The 14,951-nt window shown below is 57.4% G+C and carries 11 protein-coding genes and 5 pseudogenes; 6 read left to right on the top strand and 10 right to left on the bottom strand.

Annotated features, from left to right (window positions below; translation table 11 throughout):
* The first annotated feature begins 108 nt into the window (after positions 1 to 108).
* The 3 genes and pseudogenes from K6I40_RS07785 to K6I40_RS07775 all read left to right on the top strand — a co-directional run bounded on the left by K6I40_RS07785 (position 109) and on the right by K6I40_RS07775 (position 3,340).
* Positions 109 to 464, top strand: a pseudogene (locus tag K6I40_RS07785) (calcium-binding protein).
* 119 nt (positions 465 to 583) lie between these two features.
* Complete coding sequence (locus tag K6I40_RS07780; RefSeq protein ID WP_222914178.1) at positions 584 to 1,996, top strand: DEAD/DEAH box helicase family protein; 1,413 nt, start codon at positions 584 to 586, stop codon at positions 1,994 to 1,996.
* Positions 1,983 to 3,340: pseudogene (locus K6I40_RS07775) on the top strand (DUF790 family protein). Before K6I40_RS07780 ends, K6I40_RS07775 begins: the two are co-directional and overlap by 14 nt.
* 245 nt (positions 3,341 to 3,585) lie before the next feature.
* Here K6I40_RS07775 and K6I40_RS07770 read toward each other — a convergent pair.
* Positions 3,586 to 3,738, bottom strand: a complete 153-nt coding sequence (locus K6I40_RS07770; RefSeq protein ID WP_222914176.1) for a hypothetical protein — start codon at positions 3,736 to 3,738, stop codon at positions 3,586 to 3,588.
* 1,099 nt (positions 3,739 to 4,837) lie between these two features.
* Here K6I40_RS07770 and K6I40_RS28250 point away from each other — a divergent pair.
* From K6I40_RS28250 to K6I40_RS07755, 3 genes and pseudogenes are all read left to right on the top strand, one after another.
* Positions 4,838 to 5,023: pseudogene (locus tag K6I40_RS28250) on the top strand (DUF955 domain-containing protein); the annotation flags it as partial.
* A 209-nt stretch (positions 5,024 to 5,232) separates the two neighbouring features.
* Positions 5,233 to 5,881, top strand: a pseudogene (locus K6I40_RS07760) (dihydrofolate reductase family protein).
* Between the two features lie 163 nt (positions 5,882 to 6,044).
* Positions 6,045 to 6,629 carry an HTH domain-containing protein gene (locus K6I40_RS07755; RefSeq protein WP_255681572.1) on the top strand — a complete coding sequence of 195 codons (585 nt, stop codon included), beginning with the start codon at positions 6,045 to 6,047 and terminating at the stop codon, positions 6,627 to 6,629.
* 132 nt (positions 6,630 to 6,761) lie between these two features.
* Here the strand turns inward: K6I40_RS07755 and K6I40_RS07750 are convergent.
* The 9 genes and pseudogenes from K6I40_RS07750 to K6I40_RS07710 all read right to left on the bottom strand — a co-directional run.
* A pseudogene (locus K6I40_RS07750) lies at positions 6,762 to 7,046 on the bottom strand (IS1595 family transposase); the annotation flags it as partial.
* Positions 7,047 to 7,171: 125 nt separating this feature from the next.
* Entirely contained in the window at positions 7,172 to 7,477 is a 306-nt protein-coding gene (locus K6I40_RS07745) for a hypothetical protein (RefSeq protein ID WP_222914172.1), read from the bottom strand.
* A gap of 93 nt (positions 7,478 to 7,570) precedes the next feature.
* On the bottom strand, positions 7,571 to 7,846 hold the full coding sequence (locus K6I40_RS07740) for a PadR family transcriptional regulator (protein WP_222914171.1): 276 nt from the start codon (positions 7,844 to 7,846) through the stop codon (positions 7,571 to 7,573).
* Between the two features lie 409 nt (positions 7,847 to 8,255).
* Positions 8,256 to 9,002, bottom strand: coding sequence for a TOBE domain-containing protein (locus tag K6I40_RS07735; RefSeq protein WP_222914996.1), 747 nt, complete (start codon positions 9,000 to 9,002; stop codon positions 8,256 to 8,258).
* 69 nt (positions 9,003 to 9,071) lie between these two features.
* A complete protein-coding gene (locus tag K6I40_RS07730) occupies positions 9,072 to 9,875 on the bottom strand; it encodes a phosphate ABC transporter ATP-binding protein (RefSeq protein WP_222914169.1) in 804 nt (267 codons plus the stop codon).
* A gap of 34 nt (positions 9,876 to 9,909) precedes the next feature.
* Positions 9,910 to 10,581, bottom strand: a complete 672-nt coding sequence (locus tag K6I40_RS07725) for an ABC transporter permease (protein ID WP_222914167.1) — start codon at positions 10,579 to 10,581, stop codon at positions 9,910 to 9,912.
* Between the two features lie 39 nt (positions 10,582 to 10,620).
* On the bottom strand, positions 10,621 to 11,544 hold the full coding sequence (locus tag K6I40_RS07720; RefSeq protein ID WP_222914165.1) for a substrate-binding domain-containing protein: 924 nt from the start codon (positions 11,542 to 11,544) through the stop codon (positions 10,621 to 10,623).
* A gap of 521 nt (positions 11,545 to 12,065) precedes the next feature.
* Positions 12,066 to 13,712: an alkaline phosphatase PhoX gene (locus K6I40_RS07715; protein WP_255681569.1), complete on the bottom strand. Its 1,647-nt coding sequence runs from the start codon at positions 13,710 to 13,712 to the stop codon at positions 12,066 to 12,068.
* Positions 13,713 to 14,279: 567 nt separating this feature from the next.
* Positions 14,280 to 14,840: a hypothetical protein gene (locus tag K6I40_RS07710; RefSeq protein ID WP_222914162.1), complete on the bottom strand. Its 561-nt coding sequence runs from the start codon at positions 14,838 to 14,840 to the stop codon at positions 14,280 to 14,282.
* Positions 14,841 to 14,951 lie beyond the last annotated feature (111 nt).

Genomic DNA, 14,951 nt, shown 5'->3' with positions numbered 1-14,951 from the left:
GCGAATCAGATCTGTACTTCTGCGGTCAAGATTGGGACACTCCCGTACAGGTCGGTGGGTAATTTCGACCGTCCCAAACACTTCACGCTCAGGATGAGTACTGAGGGTATGCCACGAACCGAGAAAGACGAAAAACGGGAGGAACGCATTAAGATGGAGATCATCGTCGACACCTATGGTTCAAAAGAGCAAGCGATGGGGTGGTATGCTTATCTGGACGACACGTTGGACTTCCCCTTTGAAGCATGCTGTATCACTGAGCGAGAAGAGTCGCCCTTAGAGGTAGGCGAAACGGTGCGGATTGTTGGAATGTCCCCGACCGAGCCAACCCCCAACCAGATGTTGTGACGGTAGAGTGGATGGACAGGGAACTTGGCGTGCCACTGAAACAACTGGAGCCTGACGACGCCAGTTGTGACACAGACCAAGCAATCGCAGACTGGCACTACTGGCTCGAACGCTGACAACTGCGGCTCCGTATAATAGAATTCTCCCTTAGCCACAGAAGGACAACGACACGCCTCAGCAGAACTCGAAGAACCAACATATTGAATTCACTCGGGAACCTCCATCGCTACACTGAATGCGAGTCGAATTCGACGACGGGACGCTCCTGCTCCGTGATGCCCCCGACGATGTCCCCTATGCGGAGTGGGACGACCGCGTTGATGAGTACCGAACGCAAGCGTATCGATATCGATCTCTCCTCGAATGGGCGGGTACTTGGGCGGACGGAAACGAGCAGGCAACGCTTCAGGACGGCTTCACTCACGCTCTCGAAGACACCGCGCGAGCCTATCCCGATCTCGCCCTCACACCAGCTCTCCACATCGAACCGCGTGACTATCAACAGGCCGCTCTCGACGCGTGGATCGACCACGAACGACAAGGGAGCGTCGTGCTTCCCACGGGCAGCGGGAAGACGTTCCTCGGACTACAGGCTATCGCCGACGCCGGCGTCAGCACACTCGTCGTCACACCAACGATCGATCTGATGAACCAGTGGCACGCCACGCTCACCAATGCCTTTAGTGACCAACTATCTGAGCCGGTCGGCGTCCTCGGTGGCGGCAGCCACAACGTCACCCCGATCACGGTCACTACCTACGATAGCGCCTACCGTTACATCAACAAGTATGGTGATCAGTTCGGCCTACTCATCGTCGACGAGGAACACCATCTGCCAGCTCCGACCTACCAGCAGATTCCCGAGATGACCATCGCGCCGTATCGCCTTGGGCTGACTGCCACCTATGAACGGCCTGATGGCAAGCACGAACTCCTCGAGGATCTCATCGGCCCGGTTGTTTATCAGAAAGATGTCGACGAACTCGCTGGCGAGTACCTCAGCAAGTACGAAACCATCCACATGTCGGTCGAACTCACTGCTGACGAGCGCGAAACATACGACGAAGAGTACCAGATTTATCGCGACTACGTCGATAGCCACGAGTTTGATCTGTGGAAAGAGCGGGGTCACCAAGAGTTCCTCAAGCGAACATCCTATGATCCGAAGGGACGGCGGGCACTCATTGCCAAGCAGCGAGCCGAGCGACTCGCCCGGACGGCACAGAAGAAACTCGAGACGCTCGACAATCTGATCAAACGCCACCATGATGACCGCGCGATTATCTTCACTGCAAACAACGACTTCGCCTACGAGATTTCTCAGGAATTCATCATCCCCTGTATCACCCACCAGACGAAGACCGACGAGCGCACCGAGATTCTCGAACGGTTCCGTACCGGCGAGTACTCGATGCTGGCAACATCACAAGTTCTCGACGAGGGGATCGACGTTCCCGCTGCGAACGTTGGGATCATCCTTTCAGGGAGTGCCTCGAAACGACAGTATGCCCAACGGCTCGGGCGGATCCTCCGCCCGACAGATGAGCGCCAGCCCGCGCGACTCTACGAGATCATTACGGCAGACACGATGGAAACGTATGTTTCCCAGCAGCGTCGAAAAGGGGTGACAACAAATGCTGACGGCTGATCTTGCGCGGTCTCGCACCACCAGCGACGCAATCAGGCCGCTGTTCATCGATCCAGCTGATGAGAAATATCGAGAGGCCGCCCGTGAACTCATCGAGCTGTTCGATGCTCACCTTGGTGAGCCGAAAGGCGATCTCGAAGACGCGATTGACGAATTGACTATCGCAGATACCGACTACAAGATCATCCAAGGCCTTGCGAAACTCCTCACAGACGAGTGTGAGTTCGAGGTCGTGGCCTCAGTCGAGCCCCGCGAAATCCGTCGGCGGCTGTTCGAGAAAGCCAACGAGCGGTACCCCGTTGTTCGTCAACCAACGCTCGGCGAAGACACCCAGAAACTAGAGGTGTATAGCGCAGTCGCCGACAAAATAGGCATCTCACTCGAGGAGTGCTATCGAGGGATGTACGCCGACTTGGAAGACAACAAGCGACTCATCCGGATCGGCACGCGGACGGCCAACCAGTACGCCACTGATGACGATATACAGTCATCTACAACGACGCTGACCGGCAGCAGCGACGAGGACTATGAACACACCAACCTCACTGTAGATTGGCTGTTAACCCGGTACAACCTCGCGCTCGCCCAGGCAGTCCTCTACGACGCGACCGAGATGCGGATTCGCGTATGGGACCACTTCGGGACGGTATTCAGCTATGTCAAGCTGTTTGGATTGATGCACCGAATTTACCCGATCGACGCCGACGGCGAACGCGTCGCGAGTACGGACCTGGCTGCAGGCTATGAAGCGGTTTTGGACGGGCCAGCATCACTGTTCTCCCAATCGCAGAAGTATGGCATCCGCATGGCGAACTTCCTACCGGCGTTACCACTCTGTGATCGCTGGGAAATGACTGCCGAGGTACTCGCCGACGAGACGTCAGGCGAGACGCGGCAGTTCTCGCTCGATTATACTGAAAAACTCGATTCGCATTACAGCGCTGGTAATCAGTTCGATAGTGATGTCGAGCGGACACTCGCCCAGAAATGGGAGCGAGCGAATACAGAGTGGGAACTCGTGCGAGAGGACGATGTCTTTGACCTCGGTGCCGAAGTGATGATCCCCGACTTTGCAATCGAACATCCGGACGGTCGACGGGCAATCCTCGAAATTGTCGGTTTCTGGACGCCTGAATATCTTGAGTCAAAACTGGCAAAAATCCGCCAGGTAGAGGCTGACAATTTATACTGGCTGTCTCAGAGCGACTAGATTGTGCCGACGAGGACTTCGGGGAGGCTGCGGATCGCGTGTTATGGTTCAAAACCGGAATCCACGTTTATGATATGGTCGAGCGGGCTGAAACAGTTGCCATATCAAACCACACGACTCCTGCTCCGGAGTGAGACCGCTTCTGTGGCTCGATTATGCGGTCGACTCACGACCTTGCAGGGTCGCACATTCATCTGTTTGACGCTCTCGAGGTAGATACCACTCGCGAACTCCGAGTACCGACCGGACTTGATACAGCGCGCTGAACGAGCTCGCGACGTCGGTCAATATCTTAACAGCATTCCAGTAGAAATACGGTGCGTTCGCCTGCTATCGCCAGCTCTTCGAGTCTCGGGAGGAGAAGCGTCAGAGTGCACTCTCACCGACCGTCGATGCCGACGATCCGCTGGGGACACTCATTGGCTCTTTGGTCGTTCGCGGAGAGGATATCCACCGACTCCGCCCCCAGCTTGAGCAATCGCTCGAGACGCCAGCAGCGGTCGCTGATGATGCTCCCGAATTCGCTGTCCATGTCTCCCTCTCGACGGTCGATCGGACGTCCTATGCAGCAACTGCGACGCGGATCCTGCAGTCGAAAAACCTGCTCTGTTGAATAGGGGTACGGCGTCGGGGTGGGTGTGTTATGGTTACGAATCAGCGGTTGAAGAGTAAAATCTCAGAAACCAATCTTCATTCTTGCTACCAGGTCAGAAAAGTACGCTACCGATGACCACTAAACGAACCGTCTCTGCTGTAGTTTCTCTCCCTCTCGGGATTCAGAAAAGCTATTCAACAGGGCAGAAAAACCTGCGACTGACTCGAGACGCTGTCTCACTGCTCCACGCACTGACTGGCTCACCACACGCCACTGCCCAAGCACTGTACCAACTCGCCGATGAAGAGGAGTGTCGCGAGCTCCGGCCGGACGAACTCCGCTATGTGTTGGGAACGCTCAAGCCGACCAGTTGCTCTCCGATCTTCCACCGACAGTTGGCCGAATCGTTCAGGTGCTTCTCACAGCCGAAAACCGCCTGTCGCAGCGTGACCTCGCTGACCGAGCGGGCGTCTCAGCACGGAGCATCCGGAACTATCGCAACCGGTTCGAGGCGTTCGATCTCATCCGGGTTGACGAGAACGGATACCGCCTAGCACTATCGTTCCAGACTACTTCCGAACGCCGCGATTCGGTTGTTCCAACTGTCCTCGAGGAGAACCAGACGCTCCTCGACGCTGCTGATGCGTTTCTCGAGACGATCTTGCCAACCAGATCGGTACGGCGACCCAAACGATCCACTGGGGAGTGTTCTCTTTTGGCCGCCGGATCCGCTACGCCTACTCGAGCATTCGACGATTGGTCTGTGGCTGCAAATAGCAGCTGCGCTCACAGTAGCAGAAACTCCCGGGAACTGCCGCGCTGTTCAAATGGGCCCACCGCTTAAGCAGCAAGCGCTTTGCGCTTGACACCCTCTCGCGCCTGAACAGTCGATGGTAGCACGGTTCCTTTATCTGAATTGGAGGCGCTAAAGCCCCGTCCGTGAGGGCGGAGAGACAGCGCTGTCATCGTCTTGCAGCCACCCGTGTTGGGAATCTGAGATCACCAGATCGAGAGTGGGAAAACGGATCGAAGAGTACACAGTGGTGCCGATGACAAGGCTGAGCGATCGAAGCGTGAGCTCGAGGCCGAAGCGGTCGGCTACATCGTTGAGCGGTACTTCGAGTTGGATACCAGTAGGTCAGCGTTCTACCTTGCCCCGTGGCACGATGATGAACCAGAGATGATTCTCGATCAGCTTGAACGAATCAATTCGACCGCCTAAGAGACCATCGACATCGTCAGCAAGGAGACAGACGGTGAGTGATCGACCGCTTCTGCTCGAGATCATCAATGCACTCGAGTGCGACTCGTGCATAGCGATTATTGTGCTACGAGGGTGTCATAGAACAGTTCGCACACCTTTGGTGCGCTACCACTGGATCGTTTAGTACAGAGATAGCGTTATCGTCTGCTTTCACGTAATCAAGATGTATGAACGATAATCATACGGACGACACGACTGGAACGCTCGTCGTTGGAACACAACTCAGCCTCGATGGCGTGATGCAAGCACCGGGGGGACCTGACGAGGACCGAGACGGTGGCTTCGATCAGGGTGGGTGGTCGATGAACTACTGGGATGAGGAGATGAGCGAGGTCATGGACGGCCAGTTCGCCGAGGCGGACGCGCTGCTGCTCGGCCGAAAAACCTACGAGATCTTCGCTTCATACTGGCCCAACGTCGAGGAAGACGATCCCATGGCGACGAAACTGAACAGCATGCCCAAGTACGTCGCTTCCAGAACCCTCGACGCGGTGGAGTGGAACAACTCGACACTCCTCTCAGGCGACGTTGTGGAGGCCGTCGAGAACCTCAAAAGGGTGGGGACGTGATCGTGATGCAGGGGAGCAGCGACCTGATCCAAACGCTGCTCGCACACGACCTCGTCGACGAGTTCTGGCTCTGGACCTTCCCCTAATCCTGGGGGACGGGAAGCGGTTGTTCGGCGACGGGACGATTCCTGCGGCCCTCGAACTGACAACTGCCGAGACGTCGAGCACGGGGGTCCAAATGCTCCGATACGAGCGGGCGGGCGAGATTGACCACGGCTCGTTCGAATTGGAAGATGTGGCGGAGTGAGTAGTGGAACTTTCGCATACCTACGGAGCAGCCGGCTCACTGCATGTCGGGTGAAAGCAATTCCTCGTGAATAGTTCTATGACACCCTCACAACACCGGATAAAACATGGTTCAAATTATGAAGATTATTAGATATAGAAATCTATAACTTGTGGTTACTTTATTGAGCCAGAAATGGGAGGGGAATACGGAAGATAATACCCGGCTCCTCTTCATAATAATGACAAAATCATCAGAACAGGCTGAAACAATACGAGCTCAACTGTATCTTCGCCAACGCACTTCTTCGGAAATCATACAGCAACTCAGAAAGACCGTCACTCGCGTGCGTCGGTTAGAGGCAGATAGGATTGCCAACGTGGAAATCAAAAGCTGGACAACTGTAAACCCTGCTCTCGAAGAACTCACCGATTCCGGGCCATCAGTTTCACTCACAGTCAAATCGTTTCAGGCATGGGCTGATCGCGAGGGATACACGCTTCGTCCAGCATTTACACAGCGTGAAACTACGTCCCTGATCAGTTCTCACCCAGCCGTGGAGATTCAGGTACCGATCGTCTGTCTGGCTGTATATGAGGATGACGAACTCCGTTGTGTTGCTCCATGCTCAGATGGTGATCGGATATATTCCGTTGAGATGTGTCTCGCCGCGCTCGAGGCTGGGCTTACTGACCCATTTGCGTTTCAGGAGCATCTCGAGCCGATAATCGAGGATACGATGGAAAACGGAGATGAGAACGGAAGCTGAGCCGACATCCGACCGAGGAAGTCATGAAATAGTTTGAATGTCAGTTTCCTTGTGCTGAGATATTAGGTGCTGGACTATCTCCTCATGTGTGCGTTCTTCTAAGATGGTCTTCGAGAGTCGCTCTTCGGTAGTCTAGCGGAATACATTGACGGCGATGCAATCGACGAGTCCGTGAATCGGTTCCCCAGAAAGGGTGTGTGAGCGGAGGAATCCGTAGGTGCGAGCGGCCTGCTCCAAGCCCTGCTTGGAGAGACCACGGAACTTCGCTAACCACGGCTAGAGCAGCGACCAGAGATACCCCGCTTGGTTCGTATGGACGCTGTCTTCGGAGACATATCCCTCGTTGTGGACAACGTACCGGTGATCGTGCTCCATGCCTCGGTAGGCTGGCAATCCGTCAGTCCAGACATCAACCAATCAAATACGAGTCTCGTTCTCAACGCTGTCGCTGAAGACGACCAGCTCAAGCTCGAAACCAACGATAACAGCTGACCTACGACCGCGATTGTAGAAATTTAGTGAAGCGAGATCGCGTTGCCAGTCTAGCTGTTGTTCTTCCGGCCGGGGACGCCGTAATCGATGTGAACTTCCGGTGTGCTCGGTGATTCTGATGCAGCGGTTCCGTTCCAATCGAGAACATGCACGTTCGCCAGTTCTCCAGAAAACCGGAACCGCTGGACTCCGGTTTCGATCGTCCCCTCGACAGCATGTTCCGAGACCACTGTGGGTTTCTCAAGCGAGTCAGCCTCAATTGGTTCGATATCACCATCGACGCTAATTTCGTAGTTGGATGGCACTCCACGACCGATTACTGTAACGATATTTGTCATCGTTCTCTCACTTGGCATACAGTGGTAGACTCAACTTTGCCAGTATAAGCCTTCTCGTTGGCAAAACGGTCGGAATTTTCAACGGTATCGAACAAATGAATATGGGATGCACTACAACTCGACGTACTGATCTTCCCACTCTCGTCTATCCTGGATCGCTTGCTCTCCTGCGTCGCTGATCGCGTAATAGTTCGTCCGTCGATCGAGTTCGCCCTTTTCGACCAACTCCTTGTTGACAAGCGTGTCGAGGTTTGGGTACAGCCGGCCGTGATTGATTTCGCTCTCATAGTACTCCTCTATCTCCTCCTTGACATCTTGGCCGGATGGACGGTCGGCACCTGCGATCACGTACAGGAGGTCTCGTTGGAAGCCGGTGAGGTCATCCATCTCACGTGAGTATTCAACGATGCTGCATTTGACTTTTTTTCACAGAGAATTGTATGTTTTCGCGCTATGAAAGTAGAATATTGCTCTCTGTTTGATATCTTTTCACTCAATTAAATGGCGAAAACTGAAGCAGAGGCCGGTTTGAGGGTATCATCGAACGATCCGCATGACGTTCTTTTCACCGAATCTGGAGCGAACTATCCGTTCACTACACTTGCGAACTGAGCAACAGAGGTCAACCGAGTCGTATACCGCAAAATTCAGGAACGTATTCGGTACAGCTCCCTGCTCAACAACACGTACACGTGCAGAACGCTCTGCTCCGGTAGCATCGTTGATCCACCGGCAAACGCGTTTCTATCTTTGAGCAGCGAGAAAATCCCGCCGTTCACGGCGGGCGAGGATGTCACTATCCAGATGATGAATAGGTTGCCGATCCTCCGTTATAATCATCCATCGAAACACCGTGCACAGCCATCGCCTTCACCGACGCGACGATCGCCCGGCCGGGCTCGAGACCGAGTGCATCGACGCTCTGTCGTGTGACCAGCGCCATCAGTTCGATGGAGTCGTCACCGTCGACTGTCGAGTCGGCCTCGAGTTCGATTCCGACGCGAGCAACAGCGTCTCCGGACTCGAGCCAGGAGACCATTCCTTGAAAGCGGTTCCGGACACTAGTCCCCTCGGCCGGCGGGGTGTCGCTGGGCACGTTGACGCTGACCGCGTCGGAGCGGATCGTCACGGCAGCGGTGTCGACGTCTGCGGGAACGACTGCCAGCATCTCACCTACCGCCGTCTCGACGGTTGCGAGTTCGCCGTCGCGGTCGACCACCGGCCCCGACAGCACCGTCTCGTCGACGCGGGCGACGCCCTCGTAGGCCGCGACCAACCGGTCGAACCGCACCAGCAGGTCTCTGGCCGCTTCCGTCAGTGAACTACCGCCGCCGTCGGCTCCGCCGCGGGTGCGCTCGACCAGCGGGCCGATCGCCGCCTCGAGTTCGACCACGCGCTGCTGGAGGCGGGGGTAGGACCGCTCGAGAGCCTCTGCTGCACCGGACAGCGAGCCACAGTCGTCAATCGCGCACAGCATCTCGACGTCGCTGCGATCGACGGCGACGTCGTCGATGCGCAGGTAGGGATCGAACTCTTTCTCCATGGTCATCGTTAATTCGTATTGTCGTCCCGACTGGACGGGTTCGGGGGACGCTTGAGCCTTGATTCACGTTCAGGCGGGAAGTTCGTTTTCATCGTACAACAGGTCTCCGTTGACGAACCGTGCAGTTCGCTCGTCGCGAGGATCGTCGAAGATCCGTTCCGGCGGACCGACCTCGACCAGTTCGCCCTCGAGCAGGAAGGCCACCCGGTCGGAGATTCGCTCGGCCTGGTGCATGTCGTGAGTCGCGAGCAACACGCCGTGATCGCGCTCACGAGCGCGCTCGGTTGCCCGCTCAAGGATGGCCGTGTTCCGCGGATCGAGGTCCGAAGTGGGCTCGTCGAGCACCAGCAGGTCCGGTTCGGCGGCGAGCGCGCGGGCGAAGGAAACGCGCTGGGCCTCGCCGCCAGACAGCGACCCCGCGTCGCGGTCCCACGCGTCCCGAAGGCCGACGAGTTCGAGGGCCTCGAGCGTTCGGTCGTCGACCGTCGGCGAGGCGCGAATCCAGCGGGCCGTGAGCCGCTCGAGGAAGTCTCCCACTCGCTGGGGCCACGACCGGCGAACCCGTTGTCCGATATCGACGTTGCGCGCCACCGACGTCTCGAACAGGCTCGCTTGCTGAAAGACCATGCCGATCCGTCGACGGAACTCGAGTCGATCGTCCCGCGACAGCGACCACGGATCCGTTCCGTCGGAGCGAACGACACCGTCGGTCGGCCGCTCGAACAGCGCGGCCAGCCGCAACAGCGTCGTCTTGCCGGCCCCCGAGGGGCCGATGATCGTCACGATCTCGCCCGACTCGACCGCGAGTGAGACGTCAGTCAGGATCTCCGTCTCGTCGACGCCGTAGGACGCGTGCTCGAGTTCGAGATTCATCTCTGATCCGCCTTCATTGCAGTCGTTCGAGTCATTATCGACCTCCGAGCCGCAGGACGATTCCGTTGACGAGCAAGACGAGCACCAGCAACACGGCACCGAGCACCAGCGCCGTCTCGAACTCGCCGCGGCGCGTCTCGAGCGTGATCGCGGTTGTGATCGTCCGCGTTTTCGACGTCCCGTCGGCGTAGGCGATGTTGCCGCCGACGATCAGGACCGAGCCGACCTCGCTGATCGCGCGGCCGAAGCCGGCGAGAATTCCGGTCACGACGCCGTAGCGCGCCTCCTTGAGAGTGATCAGCGCAACGTCGGCTCGAGTCCCGCCGACACCGTAAGCCGCGTCCCGGACGGAGTTGTCGACGCTCTCGATGGCCGACAGGGCGACGCCGGTGATCACTGGAGCAGCGAGGACACACTGGGAGATGATCATGGCTTCGGGCGTGTAAACGAGTTCGAGCGCGCCGAGCGGGGCGCTGTTCGAGAGGGCCATCAGGACGAGCAGTCCGACGACGACGCTCGGAAAGCCCATCCCCGTGTTGATGACGGCCGTGATCAGCCGCTTCCCGCGGAAGTCCGCGAAGCCGACGATGAAGGCGATCGGCAGACTGAGGAGGGTACTCAACAGGATGGCGGTCAGACTGACCGTCAGCGAGACCTGGATGATGCTCCGGAGATAGTTCGGTTCGGCGAGGGACTCGAATGGCATCAGTAGTGGGTCGTTTCGTCTGAGTAGTGGACCTGCCGATCACTCCTCGCTCGAGTCCGGTTGCCATCCCTCCGGAACGTACTGTTGGAAGTTTGGGTCCTCCGACAGGGCCTCGGGGTAGAACAGCTGTTCGCCGTTCGCCGTGTAGTCCCCGACGAGTTCCTGCCCCTCCGGACTCGTGAAAAAGCCGATGTAGGCCATCGCGAGGTCGTAGTTCACGTTCGAGTGGATTTCCGGATTGGCCGCCATGATTCCGTACGGGTTCGCGAGCAGCTCCGGTCCGCCCTCGATCGGCCCCTGCAGCAGGATCTCGAGATCGACGTTATCCTGCATCGAGAGGAACGTCCCCCGATCGGCGAGCGTGTACGAGCCCGACTCGCTCGCGTTGTTCAGCGTCTCTCCCATGCCGCTCCCGAGCTCCTGGTACCACTCGCCGCCGGGCTCGGCACCCGATTCGTCCCAGATAGCTAACTCTTTCGTGTGCGTGCCCGAGTCGTCGCCGCGCGAAACAAACTGCGCTTGCGCGCTCGCGATGGCCTCGAAGGCCGCAATCGCCTGCTCGGTGTCGCCGACGCCCGCTGGGTCGTCGCTCGGCCCGACGATCACGAAGTCGTTGAACATCAGGCTCCGCCGGTTGACCCCGTGTCCCTCTCGCATGAATTCGTCCTCGAGCGAGCGCGCGTGGACCAGAATAACGTCTGCGTTGCCGTTGCGAGCGGACTCGATCGCGGCGCCCGTCCCTTGGGCGTTGGCCGCAACGGGCGTGCCGAACCGCTCCTGGAACGCTGCGTTGATCTCGTCGAGCAGTCCCGTATCGTACGTGCTCGTCGTTGTCGCGAGCGCGAGCTCTTCACCCTCGATCGACCCCCCGCTATCGTCGCCACCCTGTCCAAGACACCCTGCGACTGCTGCGGCGATCCCGGCCGCACTCGCTCCGAGTACCTCTCGACGTCGATATTCCATACAAAGAACAACGATGGAAAGTGGTAGTATAAATCTATCGCTTCGGTGCCAAATTTTGGTTACGGATTCACCCCGAGGGAGCTCTATATGATAGGACGTAACCGTATTTGGTTTCTGTTGAACGTTTCATTCGACGAAAACACTAGCAGTATCATTCAGTTTTCGATACCGCTACCAGAATGTTCTGTATCGAATGATGTGTGGCACACCTGTACTTACCGTTTGTCGGATAGTTACAGAGAGTGTGGAACTTTTCTATGACACTCGTGATCCCACATGTACTGCCTTCTCGAGTGGTTCGTTCACCTCCAAAATCGAACCCGTTGAACGTCCACACCGCTTCCTCTATCAGAATCGTCCACTGTCCAACATTCGGGCTCCCGTCGACAAGTATTCCGTCCACCACCTGGTCTCCGTCTCGATCGAGACCCACAACCATTGGCCAGTCTAGCTGCCCACCACTCGGATCGATCTCGCCATCTGATCCAATCGTAAGGAGATTAGGAGCGACGAGTCTCCGATTATGACTGACCACGACCGCGACCAGGGTTCTTCGCCGGCCCCCGCTCGCCGTCGCCAGGATCGTAAATCCAAATCATGTTCGGTGGGTCGTGCCCTTCGTTGCCTGTATCCTCACCGATCACGACACGCCCGTCGTCCATGATAACGATGTTGTCTGGTTCCGAGATCGTCTTCTCAGGGTCGAACGGCTGTGCAGAGGCGAACGACTCACTCATTCGCTCGAGGCCACGGCCGACGGTACTCTTCTCCTCGTCCTCATCATCCGGGGTAGGATTAAACGCACAGTCTTGGCAGACTGTACTCGCAGAGTCCGGACGTGCATCATAGGGACAACCCCCACAAATGTTCGCGTCGGGCCCGCCCGTGATCACTGGTTCCATGCGACTGACACCGAAGTCCTCGTCGAGTTCCATGCGATAGATCGCACCCCAACTGTCACCCTCGATGGCGATATCGCCCTTCCCATCGGCCATCGTCGCATTCGTGTTCGACATAGCCATATAGAGGTAATCGCCCGGGACCGCATCCCGACGGATGTTGACGCCCTCCATTTTGCGGAATTCATCGGTTGCACCGACGGCTGCCGCGGCCGCACGGGATTCAAGAAACGCTGCGCGGTCGTCCTCGGCATTCCCATTCGCCCACGCTTCGATCTCGGCGTCGGTGACGTAGTCGGCATTCGGACCCGGCTTCTGATCGTCGTATTCGGCGATCCAGCTTTCGATCTGCTCATCAGTACCGTGGGCGAGTTCGATCCATTCAAGATCGAACCCTGCTGCGGCCACGTCGGTACTGTCGTCCTGTGTCGCTTGTGCTGCATACAGCGTCCCTGCCGAGAGGTCGCCTGCCTCGTCGGCGACGAACTTGAAGAAGACGGTGCCGGTCCCATCGTCGCTCATGTAGGCGGTTTTCTCGTCGGGCATCACGACGGCATTCTCGTGGGAGAACCGACCCATCGCAAAGTGTTTCACTGGCTCGGGGTCGCCGGTTGGCTCTTCGATCTCAACAATATAACCGTACCGGTAGGCGTTTGCGAACCGCCCGAGATACGACGTCATCGTACCTGCGCCGCTCCCGCTGCGGAACCAGTTTCTCGCATTGGGTTCATACTCCTCGGAAGTGAGGGGTGCGCCCCACGGACTTACAGTACCGAAACAATTGGTCCACGTCCCTTCGACATCCCGGAAGTCGACGTTCTCGCTCCCGAGGACCTCCCATTGGTGGTTCTGACTGTTTCCACGTTGGCCCTTCATCCGGAGGTGGAGCCGACTCACCATTCCTGGCCGAGCTTCCCAGTTGCTGAATAGATATCCCTCGTTCGGATGCTCAGCTGGGACGAACCCATTGAAATCCGGGTTATTCGCGCTCGTCAGCGGGTTGCCGTCCGGGCTATAGGGGACCCCGAGTTCCTCCCCGTCGTCGGTCTCGTCGCCGCCGTTTGCGAGCGGCTGGTACTCTCCCGCTGCTGTGTGAACTGTCGTCATCTCGCCGTCATCGGGAACCGGGACGCTCCCAAAGTCGCTTGGAAGATCGTGGAGATCAACGCCCGTGAGCGCACCCAGGGTCCCCTTGTCAAACGGCTCCTCGTTCGATCCGCTCGGGTGTTGGATATTGAAGAAGAAGCGACCATTGTCAGTCAAGAACATTCCGGTGATCTCCGCACCGCGGACGGTTGTCGCAAACCGGTTTAAGGTCGGCCCTTCTTCGGTGTGGCTATCGGACGTAGCGCTGGCACTCCCTGCCGAAGCCCCAGCTCCGAGACCGAGTGCGGTAAGAAGTGACAGTGCACCACGCCGGCTATAGTATGTCGCCATCAAATAGCCGATTGTAATTCATTTATGTTAATCTTGATATGACAAATATATAGTAGTCTGTTGTTCTGCACAGTCCACTCGAGAGGAATTATCTGCCTTAATTGGATTCTTTCAGGTAGTCTGTTATTGCTCGAAATGGAATCCTACGTACATATAAGCTGATTTACTGGGGTATGAGATGAAATCCATTTTTGAGAAGAACCTCTGACACCCTGCACTGGGGAAAGCCCGACAGCACAGCGAGCTCGAGGAGAGCGAGCGAGCAGCCCGGAACCTGGAGGTGGGCGGGTGATCGTGGGAGGGCGGTACTATGCGGTCCGCCTGTCGTCCCGCTCTCCATACTCACCTACCTCATCTCACCACTCCCGTCCTCCCACTCACTCAAACCGCACCGATTCCCTACCTTCTGTACGGCTTCCGCATCCACGACTTCATCGAACTCCCCCATGCTCGCAGCTGTACTCGGATCGCTCGCCGCAGATCCTGCCCCAGCACCGCCACTTCCGAGTAGTACGATCGCGCACCCCTCGGCAATTCGTGGAACCGTTCCTGACACTCGAGGCATGTGTACTCGAACTCTGCCCGCACTCTGTTCTGGTGCCCCTCGAGTTCACCCGCTTCGCTGTAGTGGAACTCCTCGTACACGAGCTTCTTCGAGACGAACTCGCGACCGTCACACTGCGGACACCGGTCCATCATCAACGGCTTGTCTGCCCCTTGCCTCGAGACAGTACCCGAACTCGTCGATACAACCCTGGCCTGCTCATCCTCACTGCTCTCCTCACCATCCTCGGCTGAACTCTCGGCTTCGTCCGCTGCTGTGGTATCAGCCTGGCCGCCGTCTTCTGCGTCTTCCTCGCCTTGCGCTGTTCCTTCTTGAACCCAGTCGTCGAATTCCTCGCTCAGGATCTGGTCGTCGTTCTCTGTGTCTTCCGTCTGGTGTTGATCTGTCCAGCTCATATCCCGCTCACCCCTCTCAGGTGGGCGAACAACACCGCTGTCACGATCGTCTAGCCTGACGTCTTCCCTGCCACTCTACAGGTGTCATAGAACTCTTCCCAAGGATTTTTT

Source organism: Natrinema sp. SYSU A 869 (assembly GCF_019879105.1).
Taxonomy (GTDB): domain Archaea; phylum Halobacteriota; class Halobacteria; order Halobacteriales; family Natrialbaceae; genus Natrinema.
This window is presented reverse-complemented; position numbering and strand designations above follow the sequence as displayed.